This window comes from Geobacter sp. (genome assembly GCF_030834625.1).
Lineage (GTDB): Bacteria > Desulfobacterota > Desulfuromonadia > Geobacterales > Geobacteraceae > Geobacter.
Map to the genome: position 1 here is coordinate 40,633 of NZ_JAUQXO010000065.1, position 23,980 is coordinate 64,612.

Genomic DNA, 23,980 nt, shown 5'->3' on the forward strand with positions numbered 1-23,980 from the left:
GGCAGGACTATCGTTGTACTACGCGACCAGATCCTTCATCCTCCAGGGATTTTTTTCTTGACAAAAAATGGTAATGTAGTACTTATTTACTACAAATAGACAACAGTCTCCGAGCCGCGGCGCCTAACAGGGAAATCCCTCATGGCGGTCCGGCCTATGGGTACCGCTGGAAACGGCGCTGCCTTCCTTATGCAAAGGGGACCCAACGGCCCGGAGTCATGTCCGGGACGTCAAGGGGCCTTTCTATCCAGAGAGAGCCCTTTTTGTTTTCCGGTGATTGATTAGCCGAGGGGCGAAGGGAGGACCAGACGAACGTATTCGCCAGATTAATGCAGGGGGGGTATCAGATTAACTAAACACGTATAGGGAGGGGATAACCATGAGACGCGAAGAGGCTGGATGTTATTTGGAAATTAACGTGGCGACGGGAAACATTGAACGGGTAGCAACCGACCCCAAGCAGATGGAGCTTCTTGGGAACCGGGGCCGCAGCGTCAAGGAGGTGTGCGGAGGCTTTTGCCAGCATTCACTGCAGACGTGCCTCAGGATAGCAGACTAAATGAGAGAGGGGAGAGAGGGGTAAACATGAGATACGCAGAGGCAGGATATTATTTAGAAGTGGACTTGGCGACGGGAAACATTGAACGGGTAGCAACCGATCCCAAGTTGATGGAGCTTCATCTTGGGGGGCTGGGGACCAGCGTCAAGGAACACTGGGACAGGGTTCCCCCAGAGGTCAAGGCCTTTGATCCCGAGAATCTGCTCATATTCAGTACCGGGTTATTAAACGGTACGCCGGTGTTCAGTGCCAATCGTACCGTCATCTCCTTTGTTTCTCCCCAGTCGGGCACGTTGGCCTATCCCATGATGGGGGGATTTTTCGCGGCGGAAATGAAGTATGCCGGTTATGACAAGATAATCTTCAAGAACAAGTCCCCTGACTGGGTCTATCTGTGGGTTAACAATGGCAAGGTGGAGATACGTGATGCCACGCATTTGCAGGGAAAAGGCGCTGTTGAAACCCAGGAACTCATTCGAAAAGAACTGAATCAGCCGAAAGCCCAGATAGCTGCCATCGGGCTGGCCGGTGAGAACCGGGTTTTCACGGCTTCCATCGAACAGTCAAGATCGAGCGCCAGCAGACTCGGGGGCGGCGCCGTAATGGGGGACAAAAAGATAAAGGCGGTAGCTATTCGTGGCACAGGCGATGTTTTCCTTGCTCGACCGGAAGAGTTTATGAAGCATCTGAACGATGTGACCAACTATATAAACTTCCGGAACACCAACCCCATCAAGGATGTTATGACCATTATGTCCGGGATCGGCTCTCCCCAGGAGATGAAGCATACCGATGAGAAGTGGCACACCGAAAATTTCGCGTGGGGCAATGCCCGCACCCGGAGAAGGGATTTCTGGACCGATGAAATCGATGCCTCCTGGACAAAGTCGCAACATGGTGCGGTAAAGCGGCTGATAAGCTGCTTTAACTGTCCGCAGCATTGCGGCGGATTGATTTCCCACAAGGATACTCCACGGTACATGGCGAAATGCTTCGGGAAACTTACCTATGCCATGGCGGCGTATGTCGATGACCTGGATTTTTCCTGGGAAATCCTGCAACGGGCTACGGAGTACGGGGTCGATTCCTTCTCAACCCCGCAAATCCTGGCCTTCGCTGTCGAACTCTATGAAGCCGGCATTCTTACCGACAAAGACTTCGCGGGATGTCCGTCCGATAAGGCGGGTCGATTCTTCTGGTTGCTCGACAGGGTTGTGCGGCGGGAAGGTATCGGCGATGTGCTGGCTGACGGCGTCTATTTTGCGGCCCGTAAGATCGGCAATGGCGCGGAAGAATTCGATCACAACACCATCAAGAAACATGAGCAGCTCCCCATCAAGCTGGGTACGCTGGACCCACTCTATTTCCTCATGTATTCCACGAACGAGAAGATAAGTATTACGCAGATGGAAGGTCAATGGCCCCAGTCGGCATTTCCCACGATGGAGCAGCGGGAGGAGTTTGTCAGGGATTGGCCCCAGCTTCCCGATGAAAAGTTCAAGCAATATCTGCTGGACTGGGAACCACGAGGAGAAAAAGCGATCCCGTATTATCCGACCCCTGACATAGCCTCTGAAATTGTGGATTGGATGGAGATGATGCACAACATTGATGATGCCTGCGGCATGTGCTGCGGTATGTCATCGTTTTGCTTCAAACCTCCCTATCATATTCACAACTATCCGCAATTGATCTCGGCAGCGACCGGAATGGATCTGGATGAAGCTGGTCTGAAGAAAATTGTCAACAGAAGCCGTAATTTACACAGGGCATACAATAACAGAAAAGGCATACGACGGGCCGATGAAAAACCGCCTAAGGATCATTGGAAAAGAAGGTTTCCCGAAATCGAAGAACAACTCCTGTCCACCTATTACAAATTCAAGGGATGGAATCACGACGGTATTCCCACGAGAGAAAAACTGGAAGAACTGGATCTGGGCTATGTTGCCGATGACTTGGAAAAGAGGGGGATATTAAACAATGGCCAAAATTAAGAAAAAGATCAGGACAATCACGGTTAATGCTGACAAGTGCAATGGTTGCCGGACATGTGAGATAATGTGTTCCGCTTTCCACGCTGTTCCGCCCTACAGCAGCAATAACCCGGCACGGTCTCGTATTCAGATTGTTACGAACCGACTCGAGGACATCTGGCTTCCGGTATTCGCTGGTGAGTATACCGAGTCCGAATGCATGGGCAGAAACAAGTATATAATGGACGGCAAGGAATACAGCGAGTGCGACTCCTGCCGGGCTTCCTGCCCCGCCAGGGACCTGTTCAAAGAGCCTGACTCAGGTCTTCCTCTTAAGTGCGACATGTGCGATGGCGAAGACGAGCCCATTTGTGTCAAGTGGTGCCTGGTCGATGCCCTCATCTACGAAGAACGGGAAGAGGAAGTGGAAGAGAAGGACATAAGAACAGAGGTGACCGAGATGGAGATCGGCTTGGAATCACTGGTCAAGAAACATGGACTTCAGACCGTAGCGGACATTGTTGCCCGAATGTCACAAAAGTGATAGTGCATCGAAGTAAGAGTCCAATTCAGTACCCTAAGCCCCCCCGGATATGCCGGGGGGGATGGTCCGGTACGCACCTGCCATGGTTGTGGCATAGATTCGGAGGATGGACAAATGCCAAGTTTAGTGGAAGCTCTCCAGATAATTCTTGGCAAGGTAACGCCGCTTGGGGTTGAGCGAGTCGATCTGCACTCTGCCCTGGGCAGGGTCCTGGCCAAGGATGTGGCAGCAACCTGGGATATGCCGCACTACGACAATTCGGCCAGGGATGGGTTTGCCCTGCGCAGTGCCGACTGTACGGTGCAAGGTGCTACCCTGCGGATCACCGGCTTTATTCCGGCAGGAGGCAACGTGTCGACTCCGGTTCTGGGGGGATGCGCCGTCCGTATCATGACCGGCGCGCCCATCCCCCATAACTGTGATGCAGTGGTGCCGGTTGAAGAGACGACAGAGGCCGATGGCCACGTGACAATCATGGCGCCGGTCCGCTGCCGGCAGCATATCCGCTTCCAAGGCGAAGATGTGGCAACAGGCGATATAGTGCTGACAGCGGGCACGGTCATTCAGTCCCAGGAGATAAGCGTGCTCGCCTCCTTCGGCAAGGCGGTGGTGCCGGTCTACCAGAAGGCGCGGGTGGCGGTTCTCTCCACCGGCGACGAACTTGTCGAATTGGGCGAGCCGCCGGCTGCCGGGCGGATCATCAACAGCAATGCCCAGTACCTGGCTGCCGCTCTCAGGGAGATTGGTGCCGAGCCGGTCATCCTGTGCATCGCCCGCGACAACAGGGAGAACCTCAGGGAACAGATGCTGGCGGGACTGAAAGCAGACGCGTTGATCACTACCGCCGGTGTTTCGGCCGGAGATCGGGACTTTGTGCGGGGCGTGCTGGCCGAACTGGGGGTTCGACAGCTGTTGTGGAAAGTTGATATAAAGCCGGGTGGCCCGAAAGCCTTTGGCATGAAAGGTGGGACGCCGGTCTTTTCCCTCCCCGGAAACCCGGTGTCGACCATGATCACGTTCGAGGAATTCGTCAGGCCGGCTCTGCTCAGGATGATGGGGCACCGCCGGGTGATCCGGCCGTACTTCAAGGCGACGCTTCGGGAGGAGACCCACAAGAAGCCGGGCACTGTCCATTGCCTGTCGGTCCGGATAGAAATGGAGAATGGCCGCTACATTGCCACCACTACCGGTGACCACAAGGCTTGCAGGCTGCGTACCATGCTCAGGGCCAATGCCGTTGCAATGCTTCCACAAGAGCCTTCGGTGGTGGCGGCGGGGGAAGAGGTGGATGTACATCTGCTGCGCGGCGACGTAGCCATGCTTGAAGAACTGGAAGGCATCGAGAGTTGTGAACATGAAGATATCGCTTTGCCGGATGAAGAGAACTTCGGGGGGAAGGTGCGGGTGGTGAAGTGGTAAAAGGGACAGCCCTGACAGATCCCCGCAGGATTGAGGCACAGATGAATGCATATGAGCAGATACGTTTGCGTATCGCCGAGGACGTTGAGCGTCTTTTGGAGGATCGTCTGATCCGGAGGGAAGACGTGCAGAACGTAATCCATCATGCCGAGACCACCGGAAAGAAGCTGATCAACCCTTCCACCGGCCGTTCTCTCGCCTGCTATCGGCCCAAGGCGGTCACCTACTGGGTGGAATATTGCCGGGTTGATGAGGACTATCAGGTGCATACCGCCTATTCCCACAGGATGGTGATGAAGTCGGGCGGGAACACGAATGAGTGGGTGAAGTCCGGCAGTGACAGCGACTGGCTCTGCAATCAGTGCCAGTCTACCCTGGAAGTACAAACAGTCAGGCTTCAGTATATGCAGTCCATATTTCCCATCAATCTTCCGGCGTGCTCCCACTGCGGTTTCATACTCGTGGAGGAGGAACTGGCGACAGGAAAGGTGGCCGAGGCGGAGCAGGCTCTGGAAGACAAGTAGCCTTCCCGGTGACATGATGAACGATACTACTTTCAATTGGTCGGAGATCGGCCGCATCGTGGGGCCGTGCATACGGCCGGGAGGCCCTGTTCTCACTGAGAGGGCGCTGGAAATCTGCAGCCTCCCTGCCGGTTCCCTTGTCGCCGATATCGGTTGCGGTTCAGGGGGAACCCTGCAGCACCTGGAACGGTCCGGCCTCTACAGCCTGGTGGGACTCGATCAATCGGAAATGCTCCTCAGCGAAGCTGCCACCCGACTCGAAACGGCTCGACTCATCCAGGGCCATGCGGAAAAGACCCCCTTCAGGAACGACACCTTCGATGCCCTCTTTTGTGAATGCGTCCTCTCCATCCTCGATGACACGTCGGCGGCTCTCGATGAGTTTGCACGGGTCTTGAAGGATGGGGGTTATCTGGTGCTAAGCGACGTTTTCAGTAAAGGTAGTCAGGGAACGGATGGGCTTCTCTCGCGGGAGGAGCTCCTTGACTCGTTGTCAGGGCGCGGTTTTACCCTTCTCCTGTGGGAAGCACACGACCGGCTGCTTAGGGAGTTCGCGGTCCGTATGATCTTTGCCGGCGAGTGTCTGCCGGACTCATGGGGGTGCGGTCAGGGACATAAAGAAAAAAAGGCCGACCGTTCAGGAATCAGCTATTTTCTTTTGGTTGCCCGGAAGCCGGGGCCCACGTTTCAGTAATGGATGATGTCATGAAAAATGCGAAGCCGGATGTAACCGAAAGCCTCTGCCCTGTCTGCCTCAAGCGAATCACAGCGACACGACTGTTACAGGGAGACGAGGTCTTTCAGGACAAAACGTGTGAAGAACATGGTCACTTCAGGACCCTCATCTGGCGCGGAGAACCGTCAATGGCCCAATGGCGGAGGCCGAAGCCACCTGTCCATCCGGACATCTGTTATGGAACCGTTGACAAGGGCTGCCCATTCGACTGTGGCCTCTGTAGCGCCCATGAACAGCTTCCCTGCTCGGTTCTGCTCGAAGTGACGGATCGGTGCAACCTGCAATGCGCTGTCTGTTTTGCCGACTCCGGCCAGGGGGAAACGGAGGATCCGTCGCTGGAGAAGATCTCGTGGCTGCTGGAACGGGCCATGGGGGCAGCAGGCCCGTGCAATCTCCAATTGTCAGGGGGCGAACCCACCCTTCGGGACGACCTCCCGGAAATCGTCGCAGCGGCGCGACGGATCGGTTATTCCTTCATCCAGCTCAATACGAACGGTATCCGCCTCGCCACTGACAAGAACTACGCACAGCGGCTGCAGGCGGCAGGCCTTTCGTCGGTGTTCCTCCAGTTCGACGGGGTCGATGATGTGATCTACCGCACCCTGAGGGGGAGAGCGCTTCTGGAGCAGAAACTCCAGGCCGTCAGGAATGCCGGAGAGGCAGGTCTCGGTGTCGTCCTGGTCCCGACCCTCGTGCGAGGAGTAAACACCGACGCCATCGGAGCCATAGTACGGCAGGCCCTGCATCTCGCCCCGATCGTGCGGGGCATCCATTTCCAGCCGGTCAGCTATTTCGGCCGCTTTCCGGAGCTAAGCGGCGACGGGGACCGTTTTACCCTTCCTGAACTGATGAGGTGTCTCGAAGGACAGACGGGGGGGCTGCTCAAGCTGGCGGACTTTTCTCCTCCCGGTGGTGAACATGCCCACTGTTCCTTTCACGCCACGTACATTTACTCGGCCGACGGCGGACTGCGCTCGCTGGGGGCGACGGGCGGCGATAGCTGCTGTTCGTCGGAGTGGGGCAGCGGTGGAATCAGAAAGACCGTGGATACCGTGTCACGTCGCTGGAAACTGCCATCAGCGGCGTCGTTTCCCAGCCGTTCATCACTATCGGAACAAACCGCCTGCTGGAGCGGGAGCAGCGCGGACGCGGTCCGGGTCGAAGGGGCTCTTGACCTGGAGGTGTTTCTCCTGGAGGTTGCCACCAGGAGCTTCACCATATCCGCCATGGCCTTCCAGGATGCCGAAAACCTGGACCTGGAGCGGCTGAGGGGCTGCTGCATTTCAGTCATATCCACCGACGGCAGGTTGGTGCCGTTCTGTGCCTACAACCTTACCAGCAGAGAAGGACGAAGCCTCTACCGCGGTGCAATGAATCGACCTTAGAGAGAATACTTGCCGGCATCCTTCGCAGCTTCGGCCAGCAGGTGCTTTGCTTCCAGCAGACCTTCTACCGGACAGGCGGAGAGGGTGGCGACGTTCTTCCGCATCTCGGCCAGGGCACTTCCTGACAAGGCGTAGGCGCAGCAGCGGGTTGCGGCGGACTGGAAGCGGTTCGACAATTCAAAGGCGAGCACCTTCACCATGGCCTTGAGCTGATTCTGCTTTGACACGCCGGCTGCCGCAAACGTTTTGTCCGCCCTGAGCACGGCACTCTCCAGGGCAAAGATGGTGATGATCATATCCGCAATGGCCAGCATCACCTCCTGATGGTCCCTGGCCGGTACGGCAGCACCAAGCACGGTCAGAAAGAGCTGCTTGAGGCTGGCTATTGTTGCGGCTGCCTGGGCAAATTCACCGGCATAGGCTGTTTCAGCTGCAGCCCCATCCCCGGCCTTCCTGACCAGCTCCCACAGAGGGCTGCCGTTGCCGTCGGCCTTGCGAAAGAGCATGGTCGGGATAAGAATGCGGTTGATCTCGTTGGTTCCCTCGAAGATCCGCTGGATCCGCGAATCCCGGTAGTATCGCTCCACTGCATATTCGCTGATGTAGCCATAACCCCCATGGATCTGCACGGCTTCGTCAACGATCATGTCAAGCTGCTCGGTGCAGAAGACCTTGGCAATGGCGCACTCGGCGGCGTACTCTTCAATTGCCTTCTGATAGCGCTCGTAATAGTCATCGCCGGAATGATCCAGCGTTGCCAGCCGATTGTCCAGGAGCCCAGCGACCCGGTAGATCACCGTCTCGGAGGCATAGATGGCGGCCGCCATGTCCGCAAGCTTCTCCTTGATGGCGCCGAACGAGCCGATCGGTTTACCGAACTGCTTCCGCTCCGTTGCGTAGGATGCCGCCTCGGCAAAGGCCCCCTTGGCCATCCCCAGGGTCTGGGTGGCCACTTTAAGGCGGCCCACGTTGAGTACGTTGAAGGCGATCTTGTGTCCCTTGCCCGGTTCTCCCAGCAGGTTCTCCACCGGCACCCTGACATTGTCCAGGAGGAGCTGGGTGGTGGAAGAGCCCTTGAGCCCCATCTTCTTTTCCTCGGCACCAACGGAAAACCCTTCAAATCCCTTTTCAACGAGGAATGCGGAAAAGTGCTTGCCGTCGATCTTGGCGAACACGGTGAACAGATCCGCGAAGGCCGAGTTGGTGATGAACTGCTTGGTTCCGTTGAGAACGTAATGTGTGCCGTCTTCACTCAGGACAGCCGTGGTGCGTGAGCTCAAGGGATCGCTGCCGCAGTCCGGTTCGGTCAGGGCGTAGGCACCGATCCACTCTCCCGATGAGAGTTTTCCCAGGTACCGTTCCTTCTGGTCAGGGGTCCCGTAGTAGACCATCGGCAGGATGCCTATGCCGGTATGGCCGCTGAATGCCATACAGAATGACGCAGCCGGCGCAACCTTCTCGATCATGAGCATGTTGGTGGTCTTTTCCAGCTCCAGACCGCCGTACTCCTCGGGGACCTCGGCGAGAAAAAGGCCAAGGTCAGCGCACTGGCGCAGCTTTTCAACGACGAACCCGAAATCCCTGTCCTCGATCCGTTCAATATTCGGGAAGACATCTTTCTTCATGAATTCTTCGGTGGTTTCCGCAATCTGCTTCTGCTCGGTAGTAAATTCTTCAGGCGAAAATATTTCCATGCCGGCGGTGTCGGCCAACAAAAATTCACCACCATTCAGAAGGTTGCCATTCATTGAAATCTCCTTGTTGCCAGTTTTTGCCCCCCTCCCTTGATGGGAGGGGGGAAGGGGGGAGGGAGAAAATTCATTTCTCTTCCGAGTAGTCGTAGAATCCCTTGCCTGCCTTGCGTCCCACATAGCCGGCCTTGATCATGTTCCTCAGCAGGCCGGGAGGAGCAAAGCGCTCTTGTTTCATGTAGTCGTAGAAGATGTTGCTGACGTAGTAGCCGATGTCGACGCCGGCGAAATCCTGGAACTCCAGGGGTCCCATGGGCATGTTGCAGCCGAGCTTCATGGCGGTGTCGATATCCTCGGCCGAGGCCACGCCTTCTTCGAGCAAGCGGACGGCGTCGATGATGTAGGGAACGAACAACCGGTTCACGACGAAGCCGGGGGTGTCCTTGCAGGTGATGGCGGTCTTGCCGATCTTCTTGGCCATGGCCAGGGCCAGGTCTTTGGTCTCGACCGCGGTCTGCAGGGCCGGAATGACCTCCACCAGCTTCATCATCGGCACCGGGTTGAAGAAGTGCATGCCGACGAAGTTGGCCGGGCGATTCACCAGGGCTGCCATTTCGGTGATGGCGATAGAGGAGGTGTTGGTGGCGTAGACCGTGTCTGCGCCGCAGACCGCATCCAGCTTGGCGAAGAGCTCTTTCTTGACGTTGATGTCCTCGAAGACTGCCTCGAAGATGAAGGGGACGTCGGCCAGGGTGGCAACGTCGGTGGAGAAGCTGATCCTTGACAGGGTCTCTTCCATCTCCTGTTCGGTGATGGTCCCCTTCTTGACGATCCGCTCCAGGCTCTTGGTGATGGTTTTCTTGGCCCGACCCCAGATCTCATCGCTTACGTCCACCACTTTGACCCGAAAGCCGGCCATGGCGGCCACCTGCGCAATGCCGGCACCCATGCTGCCTGCCCCGGCCATTCCTACTGTCTTGATATCGTCGAGTTTCATGTTTCTTCTCCTTTGGTGGTTATATCTTATTTGTTCAGGAAATTCGGCTTTCTCTTTTCGATAAAGGCGGTGAGCCCTTCCTTTGCATCGTGGGTCCGGTGGTTTTCCGCCGAATATTTGCGCTCCACGGCCAGGGCCTGCTCCATGGGCAGGTCGATCCCCTCGTAGACGGCTGCCTTGATGTAGCCAAGTGCCTTGCCCGCTCCGGCGGCCAGTTCATTGGCAAACTTCATGACTTCGGCCATGAAATTTTCCGGCTCGATCAGCCGGTCGACCAGCCCGATTGCCAGGGCCTCCTGGGGACCCATGGTCCTGCCGCGCAGAAGGATGTCGAGGGCCTTGGAAAGGCCGATCAGCCGTGGCAGTCGCTGGGTTCCGCCGGCGCCGGGAATGATGCCGAGACCGGCCTCGGGGAGCCCGATCAGGGCCTTGCCGGAGGTCATCAGCCGGTAGTCGCAGGCAAGGGCCAGCTCGCAGCCTCCACCCAGAGCATGGCCATTGATGGCGGCGATGACCACTTTCTTCATCCGGCTAAGGATGTTGTTGGCCCCTTGCAGCAGCCTGGAGAAGTTCTCGGCCTCGGCCGGCCCCTGGGCCGCCATCTCCTTGATGTCGGCACCGGCGATGAACGCCTTTTCCAGGGCGCTGGTGATGACCACGACGGTGACGTCGTCCATCTGCTCGGCGTCGCTGAACGCCTTGAAAAGCTCCATGCCGAATTCGCCGTTTAATGGATTGGTGGGGGGGCGATTGAGGCTGATGGTCAGGACCCGCTCTTCTTTTTTCAGGGTGATGTATTGGTAGGACATGATTTCGCTCCGTTTTTTGGGGATTCTTGTTTTCAACTCACCTTCAACACGATTGAGGCGGCGGTGTCCCCGGCGGCGCAGCCGGAGAAGAGGAGGTAGCCTCCACCCTTGATGGCCACTTCCTCGATTCCCTCCATGATCAGCCGGGCGCCGGTGGGGGCCTGGGGATGTCCGTAGATCAGTGATGATCCGTAATTGTTCATGGTGTTCACATCCAGCCCGAGTTCCTTTGCCATGGCCAGGTCGTTGGCGGCGAAGGGGTTGTGGGTCTTGACCGCCTTCAGATCGGCCACCTTGATGCCCGCCTTGTCCAGGGCCATCTGGGCCGAGGGGGCCACGGCGGCGGCCATGAATGCCTTCTTTGTGCGGGCGTAGCCGAAGGAGACGAGCTGAATCTCCATGCTCGGGTTGGCACTCAGCTCCCTTGCCCGCTCGCGGGTGGTGACGCTGACGCCGCAGTTGCCGTCGGCCGGGAAGGTTTGGGCGCCGAAGGTGAGGACACCCTCGGGGAGTACCGGCCTGAGGCCGGCCAGCCCTTCCTTGGTGGTGGCCATGACCCCTTCGTCGGCTTCCAGGGTGATGGTCTTCTTTTTGGATACCTGCACTTCGGCAGGGAACATGTAGCGTTTCTGGAACTCCCGGTCGTTGGCCAGGGCGTCCTGATACTGCTCGTAGCGCCTCAGGGTAAGGGCGTCGCACTCCTCGCGGGTGATGCCGAATTCCCTGGCCACGTTTTCGGCGGTCCGGATCATCGCCTCACCTGCCCAGGGGTCCTTGTTGACGTTGTCCATGAACCAGTCCTCGGCTATGGGTTTGCCGCCCGGACCCGCGGGGTTGGGCCAGACGGCATGGGGGCCGTTGGAGCAGCGGTCGGCCAAGAGGCACCAGCTGTTGCCGAACATGCCGGTTTCGATCCCCATGGCCGCCTGATAGAGGGAAAAAGCAGAGGTGGAGCAGGCCTGGGTGATGAGCACGCCGGGCGAGCCCTCGGCCCCCATCATGGCCGCGGCCCAGGGGCCGCTGTAGAACCACTGCTGCTGATAGACGGTACTGCCGACGAGGACATATTCGATGGTCTTCGGGTCCCACCCCTTGCTCTCGAAAAACCTCTTGCTGGTGGCAGCGCCCAGGACGATTGAATGCTCGTTGGCCAGGCTTCCCTGCCACTTGGCGAAGGGGGTGCTGTAGTAGCCGCGGTAGGGGATGAATGCCTTTGTTAACATGTGAACTCTCCTTCTTCTTTGGATTGGCTTCCGATAAACAGCGGAAGCCGTCATGGACGTTGATCAATGGTCACTGGCATCGGCCATGCCGTAACCGGTGTTCTGCCGGATGTACAGTTCGTCGAACTTCTCCTCCTCGCGGCGGCTGCCGAAGAGCAAAGTGCCGGCGATGGCGGCCAGGAAGCCGACCGGGACCGAGAGGATGGCCGGGTTTTTCAGGGGGAAGAGCGGTGCATCGAGACCAACCAGGGATTTGCCGTCCCTGTTCTTCACATAATCGGCTCTTGCCTTCTCCAGAGTCGTCAGTTCCTTGTCGGCGAGCGCCACCCCTGATGCCTGTTTCTTCTCCAGCTGGTCCACAACCTTTTTCGCATCGGCGGCGACTTTCTTCGGATAGGTCATGGTGGGGGAGACGAGGACGAGGCCGATGGCGAAAATGGCTCCGACGGAGAGGCCCGTCACGATTCCCCCGGCATTGAAGCGCTTCCAGAAAAGGGCGAAGAGGATAACCGGGAAGTTGCTGGAGGCGACCACGGCAAAGGCGAGCACCACCAGGTGGGCGATGTTCTGTTTTTCGCAGGCGATGCCAAAGACAATGGCAACGGCGCCGATCACGAAGGCGGACATCTTGGCGATTTTCATCTGCTCACGCTGGTCGGGCTTGCCGTCCTTGAGGACGTTCACATAGAAGTCATGGGCAACGGCGGCGGATACCGCCAGGATCAGGCCGGAAACCACGGCGATGATGGTGGAAAAGGCAACGGCACAAACAAAGGCCAGGAAAAGGTCCCCACCGATGGAGCCTGCGCCGCCACCAACGAATTGGGCGATCATGGGAGCTGCCATGTTTCCCCCCTTGTCGACGGCGGTGATCTGCTGCGGCGTAATGAAGAGAGCGGCGCCGAAACCGATAATCGTCACCATGATCATGAAGGCGCCGATGAGTACCATGGAGATGACGACGCTCTTGCGGGCCGCCTGGGCATTGGGCACGGTAAAGAAGCGCATCATGATGTGGGGAAGTCCAGCAGCGCCGAGGGCGAACGCCATGCCCAGCGATATCTGGTCGAGGGGGTTCTTGAGGATCAGCCCCGGTTCAAGGAAGCGCTGGCCATAGTCGAAACCGGGTTGGGGGGTTGCATGCTTCAGAAGCCCCCGAACGTGCTCCTGGACGGCGGGGCTGGCGGCAACCGCGTCATAGAAGGCGAACAGGTTGAAACCGAACTTCCACAGCAGGAGCACGGTGATGGTGATGCCGCTCAGGACGAGGAGGAACGCCTTGATGATCTGCACCCAGGTGGTGGCCTTCATGCCGCCGAAGGTAACATAGAGGATCATGAGGGCGCCGACACCGATGACGGAGACAGTGTAGGGGATTCCCAGGAGCAGCTGCATCAATTTGCCGGCCCCCACCATCTGTGCCAGCAGGTAGAAGGTGGAAACCACCACCGCCGACAGGGCCGCCGTGCCGCGGACTACCTTTGAGGCGGAACGCAACGAAAGGATATCGCCCAGGGTATATTTGCCGGCATTGCGGCACGGTTCGGCGATAACCAGCAGGATGGTGACAAAGGAGAAAAAGGGTCCCACCGCATACATGAACCCATCGGCGCCAAAAACGGAAGTGATGCCGGCGATTCCCAGGAAAGTGGCCGCCGACAGATAGTCACCGGCAATGGCCCAGCCGTTCTGCATGCCGGAGATCCCGCCGCCGGCGGCATAGTAGTCAGCCGTGGTCCTGGTGCTCTTTGCCGCCCGCACGACGATCGCCCCGGTCAAAAGGATGATCGCCATGAACATGCTCAGGGTAATGGCCTTGTTGGTTTTGACCTCATTTGCCAGGGGGGGCGGGGTCTTGGCGACGGGGGCTGACACTGCGGCTGACGGCCCCTGGGCCGGCCCGGCGACTGCGGCCGTGGGCGAGGCACTACCCGGTTTGCCGGCGGTGTCGCCGACCGGCGCGGCGTAGCAGAGGGGAGAAACGGTTATGCACAGGATCAATGCAATCAGTAACGGTTTCATGCCTGTTCCCCCTTGGTAATATCGGCCAGCACCTCTTTCGTCAGCGGGTCGAAATAGGTGTTGGATCTGTGGGTATAGATGAGAGCGATGGCCCAGATCATGGCAAATTCAAAGAGACAGAAAAAGTAGCAGACATTCAGTCGGCCCAGGAGCTTCGCCTTCATGAATTCCGGCGCATAACCGGCGCAGACCGGAAGCAGGTAGAACATGATGGAGCTCAGGCACCACAAGGTGAGGAGAAATGCCTTCTTTTTCCTGTGGAGCTTGATGAATTTTGGCATGCTGGCAAGCGCTGCCCAATCGTTCCTGTTTTCTGCCATGGGAATACTCCTCTCTGATATTCAGCCGTCGATGAATGGATAGCCGGTGCGCGGCATTGCCCGGCAGAGGTCAATCCCAGTTTTCCACCCTCATGGTTCCCTTCTCTTCCAGGTTTCTGTACATCTTGAAAACCTTGTGGAGCATGTGCGGCTCGTGGGCACTGTTGCTGGCCAGGCACTCCTTCAGGGAGCGGTCGAAGTACTCCTGCAGGAGGGGCTTGTAGTGCGGATGGGCACAGTGGTCAATGATCCTTTGGGCCCTTTGCCGTGGCGAGAGGCCGCGCAGGTCGGCAAGCCCCTGTTCGGTTACCAGCACGTCCATGTCATGCTCGGTATGGTCCACGTGGGTGACCATGGGGACCACACAGCTGATGCCGTGGAGGTCCGTCTGCGAGGGACGGGTAGACGGTGTATGCATGATGGAGAGATAGGCATTGCGCATGAAATCGCCGGAACCGCCGACCCCGTTGAGCAGCCGTGAGCCGTTGACGATGGAGGAGTTGACGTGGGCGTAGATGTCGAACTCCACCGGGGTATTCATGGAGATCAGGCCGAGCCGCCGTACCGGTTCGGCGTGGTTGGTGATCTGGATGGGGCGCAGCAGGGTGCGCGAAGTATACTTTTCCCAGTTGGCCAGCAGGCGCTTGATGCCGTTATCGGAGAGAGAGAAGGAGGCGGTGGTCACGTAGTCCAGTTTGCCCGAGTCGAACATATCCAGCAGGTTATCCTGAAAGACCTCTGTCCAGACATTGAGGTTTTCGAAGGGGCTGGTGAGGAGCCCGCCAATGACGGCGTTGGCGATGGAGCCAACGCCGGACTGGAGCGGCAGCAGATTTTTCGGCAGACGGCCATTTTTTACCTCGAACTGGAGGAAGTCGATGATGTGGTTGGCTATCAGCACCGAATTGCCGTCCGGCGCCCCCAGGGGGCGGCCCACCGGGTCCTTGTAGGAGTCGACGATGGCAATGATCTTGTCCGGATTGCAGGAAATGCTGGTGGTGCCGATCCGGTCCTTCACGCTCAGGATATTGTAGACCTTCTTGTTGGGGGGGAGGGCCACGCCGACGCAGTCATGGAGTCCTTCCAGGGAGGGGATCTTGCTGTTGATCTCGATGATTATCTTGTCCGCCCGCTCGAGAATCTCGGCAATGATGCCGACGGCGAGGGTGGGAACGATACTGCCGTCTTCGGTAATGCAACTCGCCTCGATGATGCCGATATCGATCTTGCCGTTATTGTCCAGCGTGTAGTAGCCATAGCCGAAGTCCTGGGCGTACATGGAAAGATAGCGGTCGCCGTAATCAATTTCGCCGGCATTGATGGCCTTGCGGATTGCGTTTCCCTGCTGGTGGGGCCAACGTCTGCCGAGCATCCCAAGTTTGGCCCAGCGGTCGTCCACATCGGTTCCGATGGAAGCGCCCGTGAAGACGTTGAATTTCATCTTGCCGGCAAGGCCATGTTTTTCAACATGATCTGCCAGCAGGCCCGGTACCGTCTTCGGGTGTCCCTCGGCAAATCCGGAAAATCCCAGGTACATGCCGTCCTTGAAAAACGGGATAGTATCTACTGCATCCATGATCCTGGAAAAGAGGCCAGGATTTCTGATCCGCTTTATAAACTCGCTTTCCTCTTTGACGGCCACTTGATTCATGTTTGGCTCTCCTGTTTGACAAGTTATCGATTCTCACCATTTGAAAACATTGTTTTGCACTCTTTGTTCCAAGCAGCTTAATTAAAACTCTATCTGTTTCAAGTGACTGATATATATACAATTATATGACAAAATGAGATTGTATTTATGTTTCTGGGTTGATGTGGATCTACGAAATATCGGATGATGCTTTGGCTGCTGGAAGGGGTAAAGCCTGGAGAGATTGGTATAAGTATGCGAGAGATGGAGGATAATCGATGAAAGAGGTTAAGATACGATATTTCGTGGGATCTACGGTATTTCGGGGGAGGGGGTGCCGCGATTGATGCCCAGCTTCTTCATTTTCGATTCCAGGGTGGTCGGTTTAAGTCCCAGAAGCTCCGCGGCTCCGTTCCTGCCTCGGATACGCCAGCCTGTTTTTTCCATGATGGAAAGGATGTGGAGCTGTTCTACCTCCGCAAGCACTGTCGCCCTGGTTGCAGGGGTTGCGGTGCTGTCAGGCACGTCCATTTCCAGAGTGGCACCGTTGCTGAGGATCATGGCCCTTTCGACCACGTTGCGCAGTTCCCTGATATTGCCCGGCCAGGAGTAGCGCACCAGGGCATCCATGTTATTCTTCGGCACCCGTTCTATCGATTTGCCGAAGGCGACGGCAAATTCCTTTACCATGGCCCGGACAAGCAGGGGAATATCCTCCTTGCGCTCCCGCAGCGGCGGTACGTAAATGGGAAAGACGTTCAAGCGATAGTAGAGGTCTTCCCGGAATCTCCCCTCCTTGACCTCCCTGGCCAGGTCGCGGTTGGTGGCGGCAATGACGCGGGTATCCACCTGAATGGGCGTGGTGCTGCCAAGCCTTTCGAACTGCCCCTCCTGAAGTACCCTGAGCAGCTTTGACTGGAGATCAAGGGGAAGTTCGCCGATCTCATCAAGAAAGATGGTCGAGCCGTCCGCGGCTTCAAACCGCCCGGTATGCCGTGCCGCGGCTCCGGTATAGGCACCCTTTTCATGGCCGAACAGCTCCGCCTCAATCAGAGTGGCCGGCAGTGCCGCGCAGTTTACCTTGATCATGGCACGATCCCTGCGCCCGCTCAGGTTATGGATGGCGCGGGCCATGAGTTCCTTGCCGGTACCGGTTTCTCCCAGCAGAAGGACGGTGGAACCCGTATTGGCAACCTGCTGAAGTTGACGCAACACGTTGCGGATGGCCCCCGACTGGCCGATGATTTCGTCGGGCCTGTACTCGATGTCAAGCTGGTCGCGCAGATAGACGTTTTCGGCTTCCAGCCGGTCCTTCAGGGTCTTGATTTCCGCCAGGGCCTTCTGGATCTTCTGATCAGCGCGCTTTCGCTCCAGGGCATTGGCAAAGATCTCCCACAGGATGCGCAGGCGCTGAATCAGCTCATCGGGCCAGGTCCGGATGACGCTGTAGGAGACAAAAGTGATGAATCCTTCCACCACACCGCCAACGCTGGAGGGGATGAACATTATCGATCGAATCCCCCCCAGCTTGCGGCAGTACTCCTTTTCGCGCCAGAAATTTTCCGGCAGTTCGTCTATGTCGGATACCTTGAATATCTCGCCGGATTTGACCATGGAATTCCAGACCGGAACGAGGTCCGAGGGAAGCACGGCAGGGGGCGGCTTGATCCCGAGGAGCTCGTAGGAATGGGTGCAGATCATCTCTCCTGAATCGGGATCGACGCGCCAGACCGTACTCCGGTCGAAGCCGAGAAAGTCGACTATTTTCTGCAGACCTTGGACGATTTTGCCATCCACTTCACTGACCGGTACATTAATAAAGGTGGTGGAAAGTGTCGAGAGGAGTGATTCGAATTGCAGGCGCTCGGTCTGTGCCGCCTCGCGCTGTTTTTGCTCCGTAATATCCCGCACGACAAAGCTTACACCCGCTACCGTGCCGTCATCCGTCTTGAGTGGATAACAGCGGACCTGCCACGTGCTGTTCGGCGCAGTCGAATTGGCGGTTCCCGGTATGTCGAGTGCCAGTTCCACGCAGGGTCTCGATTCCTTCATGACCCTGAAAAGAATGGGTTCCATGGTAAGGGCGACTTGCGGATGGACTTCCCTGACGGATTTCCCCAGATGGTGCTCTATGGATACGCCGTCGATCACCGCCAGTTGGTCGCTGACGTATATATAGCGCAAGTCCCGATCCAGAACCGAGTAGCCGAAAGGCAAATCGGCAAACATTTGCTCAAGTTCGCTGAATTTTTCGCGGAAAAAGTCTGCTGGCGGGCTATTATCGCTTGGCAATGACGGCACCTTTGCAAAATATAACATAGTGTTTTAGCAGCAATAATCGAGCACTGTGGCAGAAATGCCGAGGTTATTATGGTATATAAGAAAAAAAACTAAAAGCGTTTTATATTGGTGGGGACAATAAGGCCTGCCTGAAGGAGATGAATTCCTTCGAGGCAGGCCATTTTTGCATCTAACCTTTTCGTCGTTAATGTTCGGCAGCCTCTGCTATGCCGAGGCCGGTGTTCTGTCTGACGTACATTTCTGAAAACAGATCTTCCTCCTCCCGGCTCCGGAACAGCAGGGTGCCGAAAATGGCTGCCATGAAGCCCACCGGAACCGAGACGATACCTGGGTTTTTCAACGGGAAGAGGGGAGCGTCCAGGCCGAGCAGGGACTTCCCATCCTTGTTCTGGGCATAATCGGTCCGCGCCTTCGCCAGGGTTGTCTGCTCTTTTTCGGTCAACACAGCACCATCGGCCTGCTTTTTCTCCAGGACAGTAACGATCTTCTGGGCATCTGCAGCGATCTTTTTGGGATAGGTCATGTTGGGCGATACCATCACCAGACCGATGGTAAACGCTGCTCCGATGACCAGGCCGGCGGTGATGCCGGCAGTGTTGAAGCGTTTCCAGAAGAGAGCGAACAAGATTACCGGGAAGTTGCTGGAGGCAGCCACGGCAAAGGCGAGGGTCGCAAGGACGACGACGTTCTGCTTTTCACAGGCAATTGCCAATAGAATGGCAACGGCTCCCACCGCGAATGAGGCGAGTTTGGCGACCTTTACCTGTTCGTGCTGGTCAGCCTTGCCATCCTTCAGGATATTGACGTACAGATCGTGGGCGATGGCCGCGGAGGAGGCCAGGACGAGCCCCGAGACAACCGCAATGATGGTAGCGAATGCCACCGCGCAGATAAAGGCCAGGAGGAGGTCGCCGCCGATGGTGCCGACACCGCCGCCGATATGCTGCGCGATCATGAGGGCCGCCATGTTTCCACCCTTGTCTATGGACATGATCTGTTGCGGGGTAACGAAGACAGAAGCACCAAGCCCCAGGAAGGTGACCAGGCACAGGAAGGTGGCGATGAGGCTCATGGCGATGACGACGCTCTTGCGGGCCTGCTTGGCGTTGGGGACGGTGAAGAAGCGCATCATGATATGGGGCAGGCCCGCGACGCCGAGGAGCATGGCGATACCCAGCGAAATCTGGTCAAGGGGGTTCTTGAGGAACAGGCCCACTTCCAGGAAGCGCTGACCGTAGTCGAAGCCGGGCTCAGCGACCGGGTGCTTCAACAGGGTGCGGACGTGCTCCTGTACTGCCGGACTTGCCGCCACCTGATCCAGCAGCCTGGCGGGATTCATTCCCGATTTCCAGAGTATGACGCCGGCCAGGATAAAGGTCGTTGCGACGAGGAGGGCGGCCTTGATGATCTGCACCCAGGTAGTAGCTTTCATGCCGCCGAAACTGACATAGACGACGATCATTGCGCCGACGCCGATGACCGCCATCTGGTAAGGGATGCCGAGAAGCAGCTGCATCAGTTTGCCGGCACCAACCATCTGCACCAGCAGATAGAACGACGATACGACGACCGCGGAAATGGCCGAAGCACCCCGCACCATTTTCGAGCGGGAGCGGAAGGAAAGGATGTCGCCAAGAGTGTATTTGCCGGCATTGCGGCACGGTTCGGCGATGATGAGGAGGATGGTAAGGAAGCAGACCGTGGGGCCAGTCGCGTACATGAATCCGTCAAGCCCGTAGAGGGAGATGAGTCCGGTGGTGCCGAGAAAAGTGGCTGCCGACAAGGTGTCCCCGGCAATTGCCCAACCGTTCTGGAGACCGCTGATCCCCCCTCCGGCCGCGTAGTAGTCGGAGGCCGTCTTGGTTTTTCCGGCAGCCCAGAAAAGAATCCCTACCGTTGCGGCGATTATTACCAGGAACATGCTGATCGTCAGTTTCCGGTTGGTTTTCAATTGCTTTGTCGGCGCTGCTTGAGATTGCTTGACGGGCGCAACGGCAACAGCCATTGACGCAGCGGCCGTTGCCGGTGCCTGGGTCGCGGTGGCCGGAGCAGATGCAGCCACTTTTTCAGCCGGCTCGGCTGCGTGGGCAGTGGAGCAGAGGGCTACCCCCAGGGACAACAGAAGCAGTATCCTTTTCATCATGCATTCCCCCCGTGTATTTCTTCCAACAGCTCTTTCGTGAGCGGATCGAAATCCTTGTTGGCTCGATAGGTATAGTAAGCGCCGATGGCGATCATCATGAAGAACTGGAACATGCAGAATAGATAGCCGATGTTCATCCTGCCGAAGACCCTTTTGTTGAAGAGTTCGGGCGCGTAACCCGCACCGATGGTGAGCAGAAGGTAGGGAAGGGCGCCCACCACCCAAAGACTGACGAGGAAGAGGGTTTTCTTCTGGTGCAGGTGGATAAACTTCTTGTTTCTGGATATTGCCGACCAGTCGTATTTGTGTGCATTCATAGTGTTACTCCTCTTGTCTGTAGCGGCGCCGCCATGGACAACAATGTTGGTGTCAGCATACACAGTATTTTGCTCATTTCTGCCTCCTCATGATGTTGATAGCAAAGCGACTGCCAGCGTGGTGAATCTGCTTTTACCCCTCCTGTCCCCAGACTGCGAACTGGTCGAATTGGTTCGTGAGGCTGCGTGTGGAGTCATCTTTGCCGGTTACATTTGGTCAGTTGGCAAAATAATGTTTTGCAAACACGATTCCATATTGTTGGTTGCGACAGTTTTATTCAGATATGGTGCGTAACGTGCCTACTGTATGGGTTCTTGCTCGCTGGGTGCCATGCTGTTGTATTAAAAACGATGTTTTGTATGCCGCTGTTGTGTAACGAACTGAGCATTGATGTAACGGATTGAGGGAAGGGGGAATCGCTGGCGTATCTTGGGGAGGGCTTGCAGCGTTCAGGGTCGGCTGGGGTACCGTCTGAATTTGAGAGCAATAAAACCAATCAAAGAAGAAGGTGAAACTTGTGTCGTGCCCAGTATTATGGTACCGGTTTCATACAATTATATATCCGCCATGCTACTGCCCGAAAATAGCGAGGAGCCCGTGCTGAGACCCAACGCCACATCAAGCAGGACAGAAGAAAGCAATGTCGAGGGACCGGAAGCTTCAACAAGCCCGGCACCCCTGTCATTTCCGTACCATCCCCCCCAGACAGGAGCGGGGCTGGTAGATATCACCCCGGAAATCAAGTGGTTTCGCATGCCGATGCCCTATGCTCTCGATCACGTGAACATCTACCTGCTGCGGGTTGAGGGAGGGTGGTTGATTGTGGATACCGGCCTTGATGCACCGGGGGCAAGGGAAATCTGGGAAGAGGTGTTTTCCGGTCCGTTACGTGGCGAGAACGTGGTTGGCGTATGCTGCACCCACTACCATGTGGACCACCTCGGGTTGGCAGGGTATCTGACCGAGCGTTGGCGGGTTCCGCTATTCATCACCTACGAGGAATATTTCACCTTGCTGGGTTGGCCCGACAATCTGGAAGAAGTGCCGTGGCAGCACGCCCAATTTTTCCAGCGGGCCGGATTCCCGCAGGAACTGCTGCAGCAGACTCTGGTGATGTTTCGCTTTTCTTCCTTTATTTCACCAATGCCGCTTTCGTTCGTCCGTTTGCAGGAAGGGTGCGCGTTTCCCGTCGGCGATGATTGGCGGGTTATCGTTGGTGGGGGGCATTCCCCCGAGCATGCTTTGCTTTATTCAGCGGATCGTAAGATCCTGGTCTCAGGGGATCAGCTCTTGCCAACCATCTCCACCAACGTGTCGGTCAGTGTCACCAACCCGGAGGACGACCCGCTGGGCCGGTGGTTTGCTTCTCTTGACCGTCTCGCTGAAATCCCCGACGACGTCCTCGTGCTTCCCGGTCATGGACTTCCATTCTTCGGTGCGAGGAGACGCGTTGAGGAGTTGCGTAGCCATCATGAGCAGAGGTTTCAGGTGATACTCGAGGCCTGTGCCACCAGGGAGCTTTCCGCGTACGAGCTTGTGCAGGCCCTGTATCCTTCACCTCTCTCCGATTTTGATCTACAACTGGCGCTGGGAGAATGCCTTGCCCACCTGCGCTATCTGGTTACTCGCGGGGGGCTGGCGTGCAGGCTTGACGGGTACGGCGTCAACCGTTACCGTTGCAGCCAGGAGCGCATGGACTGAGGGATGAATCTATCTCTGGTCATGCCACCTGTTGAATCTCCTGTTTCTGGATCATGGCGCGCAGTTCGAATCGTTTGATCTTGCCGGTTGCAGTCTTGGGGAGTTCGTCGATAAAGCGGATCCAGCGCGGGTACTTGTACATCGCCAGATTGGCCTTTACAAATTCCTTCAATTCATTTTCCATCGCCTCCGAGGCCGTATGCTGCGGATTGAGGACTACAAAGGCCATCGGCTTGATGAGGTTGTCCTCGTCAGTCGCCCCGATTACGGCGCATTCCAGGATTGCAGGGTGCTCGATCAGGCACGACTCGACCTCGTTGGGCGATACCCAGATCCCTCCCACCTTGAGCATGTCGTCGGAGCGGCCGGCACAGTGGAAATATCCTTTTTCGTCGCAGACGTATTTGTCGCCGGTATTAATCCATTGCCCCATCATGGTCTGTCTGGTTTTCTCATGCTTGTTCCAGTAGAAGGCCGCAGCGCTGTCCCCCTTGACCAGCAGCGTGCCGATTTCTCCGGTCGGAAGATCATGCATGTTCTCATCCACGATACGCGCCTCGTAGCCGGGTACGACCTTCCCGGAGCTGCCGGCGACGACCTCGCCAGGCCTGTTGGAAATGAAGATGTGGGCCATTTCGGTGGAGCCGATCCCGTCGAGAATATCGAGCTGGAAGCGGGCTTTCCAGCGGTGCAGATAGGCCGGCGGCAACGCCTCGCCCGCCGAAACGCACAGCCTGACGCCGTCCATGCTCCCTTCTTCCTCGAGCATCTGGCCGTAGAGAGTGGGGACGCCGAAGAAAAGGGTCGGACGATGGCGCCGTACCGTTTTATAAACATCTGCCGGTGTCGGCCGCAACGGAAGATAGACGGCGGTTGCCCCGACACAGAAGGGGAAGTAGATGCCGTTGCCCAGTCCGTAGGCGAAGAACAGTTTCGCGGCGGAGAAAAATACGTCATTTCCCCTGATGTCGAGCACTTTTGCCCCATAGGTCCTGGCCGAATAGACCATGTCGTGCTGGAGGTGGACCGTTCCCTTGGGGGAGCCGGTGGAGCCCGAGCTGTAGAGCCAGAAACAGGCGTCGTCACGGCAGGTTGGGGCGGTTTCCAGCAGTGGGGACTGTGCGGCGGTCAGGTCGGCAAGGCACAGGTCTCCGACGGGAGCGCTGCCGTTGGCGACGATGACATGCTCCAGGAATGACAGGTTGCGGCGTATGGGCTCAATCTGGTCGAGGAGCAGCGCATCGACAATCAGAACCCGCGCCCGGCTGTCGTTAAGGTAGAACTGGAAGTCCTGGGAACGGTTCATGGTGTTCAGGCATATGGGTACGGCACCGATCTTGATCGCGCCGAAAAATGCCTGGGGATAGACCTCCGTATCCAGAAGCAGCAGGGCGACGCGCTCCTCCATGCGGACATCCAGGGTTTTCAATGCATTTCCAAAACGGTTTACCCCTTCCTGCAGCTGGAGGTAGGTGCACGAGCGTTCCTCGCAGAGTACGGCGACCTTGTCGCCTCTTCCTTCGCGAACGTTGCGGTCGATAAAATAATCGGCGGCGTTGAAGGTTTCGGGCAGGTTGAGATTGTAGGGCATTGCAGGCCTCCAGTAACGGGTAGTGGACGTGCCGTTATTTGTAAAATAACGTTTTGCAAGTATAAGGCCCGGTGTAAAGCTTCTGGTGTGC

General features: G+C 57.1%; 18 protein-coding genes and 1 riboswitch. Of the genes, 7 read left to right on the top strand and 11 right to left on the bottom strand.

Translation table 11 applies throughout. The features are described 5' to 3' along the window. The first annotated feature begins 95 nt into the window (after positions 1 to 95). Positions 96 to 217: riboswitch (molybdenum cofactor riboswitch) on the top strand. Between the two features lie 368 nt (positions 218 to 585). The 6 genes from RCH91_RS15350 to trsS all read left to right on the top strand — a co-directional run bounded on the left by RCH91_RS15350 (position 586) and on the right by trsS (position 7,143). Continuing rightward, the gene (locus RCH91_RS15350; protein ID WP_306535859.1) at positions 586 to 2,556 is read left to right on the top strand and encodes an aldehyde ferredoxin oxidoreductase N-terminal domain-containing protein; all 1,971 of its coding nucleotides are present in this window, start codon (positions 586 to 588) and stop codon (positions 2,554 to 2,556) included. Next, complete coding sequence (locus RCH91_RS15355) at positions 2,543 to 3,079, top strand: (4Fe-4S)-binding protein (protein WP_306535860.1); 537 nt, start codon at positions 2,543 to 2,545, stop codon at positions 3,077 to 3,079. The genes RCH91_RS15350 and RCH91_RS15355 overlap by 14 nt, the downstream gene beginning before the upstream one ends. Positions 3,080 to 3,193: 114 nt before the next feature. Then, a complete protein-coding gene (gene glp, locus RCH91_RS15360; protein ID WP_306535861.1) occupies positions 3,194 to 4,498 on the top strand; it encodes a gephyrin-like molybdotransferase Glp in 1,305 nt (434 codons plus the stop codon). A gap of 125 nt (positions 4,499 to 4,623) precedes the next feature. Further along, positions 4,624 to 5,022, top strand: coding sequence for a DVU_1557 family redox protein (locus tag RCH91_RS15365; RefSeq protein WP_306535862.1), 399 nt, complete (start codon positions 4,624 to 4,626; stop codon positions 5,020 to 5,022). Positions 5,023 to 5,038: 16 nt separating this feature from the next. Then, a complete protein-coding gene (gene trsM, locus RCH91_RS15370) occupies positions 5,039 to 5,716 on the top strand; it encodes a DVU_1556 family methyltransferase (RefSeq protein WP_306535863.1) in 678 nt (225 codons plus the stop codon). An 11-nt stretch (positions 5,717 to 5,727) separates the two neighbouring features. Continuing rightward, positions 5,728 to 7,143, top strand: a complete 1,416-nt coding sequence (gene trsS, locus RCH91_RS15375; RefSeq protein ID WP_306535864.1) for a radical SAM (seleno)protein TrsS — start codon at positions 5,728 to 5,730, stop codon at positions 7,141 to 7,143. Here the strand turns inward: trsS and RCH91_RS15380 are convergent. From RCH91_RS15380 to RCH91_RS15425, 10 genes are all read right to left on the bottom strand, one after another. Next, on the bottom strand, positions 7,140 to 8,891 hold the full coding sequence (locus RCH91_RS15380) for an acyl-CoA dehydrogenase family protein (protein WP_306535865.1): 1,752 nt from the start codon (positions 8,889 to 8,891) through the stop codon (positions 7,140 to 7,142). The genes trsS and RCH91_RS15380 overlap by 4 nt on opposite strands. Before the next feature lie 70 nt (positions 8,892 to 8,961). Further along, on the bottom strand, positions 8,962 to 9,831 hold the full coding sequence (locus RCH91_RS15385) for a 3-hydroxyacyl-CoA dehydrogenase family protein (RefSeq protein WP_306535866.1): 870 nt from the start codon (positions 9,829 to 9,831) through the stop codon (positions 8,962 to 8,964). 26 nt (positions 9,832 to 9,857) lie between these two features. Continuing rightward, positions 9,858 to 10,640, bottom strand: coding sequence for an enoyl-CoA hydratase/isomerase family protein (locus RCH91_RS15390; RefSeq protein ID WP_306535867.1), 783 nt, complete (start codon positions 10,638 to 10,640; stop codon positions 9,858 to 9,860). A 32-nt stretch (positions 10,641 to 10,672) separates the two neighbouring features. Beyond that, positions 10,673 to 11,863 carry a thiolase family protein gene (locus tag RCH91_RS15395; RefSeq protein ID WP_306535868.1) on the bottom strand — a complete coding sequence of 397 codons (1,191 nt, stop codon included), beginning with the start codon at positions 11,861 to 11,863 and terminating at the stop codon, positions 10,673 to 10,675. A gap of 63 nt (positions 11,864 to 11,926) precedes the next feature. Further along, entirely contained in the window at positions 11,927 to 13,885 is a 1,959-nt protein-coding gene (locus RCH91_RS15400; RefSeq protein WP_306535869.1) for a cation acetate symporter, read from the bottom strand. Continuing rightward, positions 13,882 to 14,205, bottom strand: coding sequence for a DUF485 domain-containing protein (locus tag RCH91_RS15405; protein ID WP_306535870.1), 324 nt, complete (start codon positions 14,203 to 14,205; stop codon positions 13,882 to 13,884). The genes RCH91_RS15400 and RCH91_RS15405 overlap by 4 nt, the downstream gene beginning before the upstream one ends. A 70-nt stretch (positions 14,206 to 14,275) precedes the next feature. Next, positions 14,276 to 15,856 carry an acetyl-CoA hydrolase/transferase C-terminal domain-containing protein gene (locus RCH91_RS15410; protein WP_306535871.1) on the bottom strand — a complete coding sequence of 527 codons (1,581 nt, stop codon included), beginning with the start codon at positions 15,854 to 15,856 and terminating at the stop codon, positions 14,276 to 14,278. Positions 15,857 to 16,147: 291 nt separating this feature from the next. Next, the gene (locus RCH91_RS15415; RefSeq protein ID WP_306535872.1) at positions 16,148 to 18,154 is read right to left on the bottom strand and encodes a sigma 54-interacting transcriptional regulator; all 2,007 of its coding nucleotides are present in this window, start codon (positions 18,152 to 18,154) and stop codon (positions 16,148 to 16,150) included. Between the two features lie 166 nt (positions 18,155 to 18,320). Next, the gene (locus RCH91_RS15420; protein ID WP_306535910.1) at positions 18,321 to 20,276 is read right to left on the bottom strand and encodes a cation acetate symporter; all 1,956 of its coding nucleotides are present in this window, start codon (positions 20,274 to 20,276) and stop codon (positions 18,321 to 18,323) included. Next, positions 20,276 to 20,596, bottom strand: a complete 321-nt coding sequence (locus RCH91_RS15425) for a DUF485 domain-containing protein (protein WP_306535873.1) — start codon at positions 20,594 to 20,596, stop codon at positions 20,276 to 20,278. The genes RCH91_RS15420 and RCH91_RS15425 overlap by 1 nt, the downstream gene beginning before the upstream one ends. A gap of 598 nt (positions 20,597 to 21,194) precedes the next feature. On the opposite strand from RCH91_RS15425, the gene RCH91_RS15430 reads away from it, so the two are divergent. After that, the gene (locus tag RCH91_RS15430) at positions 21,195 to 22,298 is read left to right on the top strand and encodes an MBL fold metallo-hydrolase (RefSeq protein WP_306535874.1); all 1,104 of its coding nucleotides are present in this window, start codon (positions 21,195 to 21,197) and stop codon (positions 22,296 to 22,298) included. A gap of 19 nt (positions 22,299 to 22,317) precedes the next feature. Here RCH91_RS15430 and RCH91_RS15435 read toward each other — a convergent pair whose 3' ends face one another. Next, on the bottom strand, positions 22,318 to 23,889 hold the full coding sequence (locus RCH91_RS15435) for a benzoate-CoA ligase family protein (RefSeq protein WP_306535875.1): 1,572 nt from the start codon (positions 23,887 to 23,889) through the stop codon (positions 22,318 to 22,320). Positions 23,890 to 23,980: the final 91 nt, after the last annotated feature.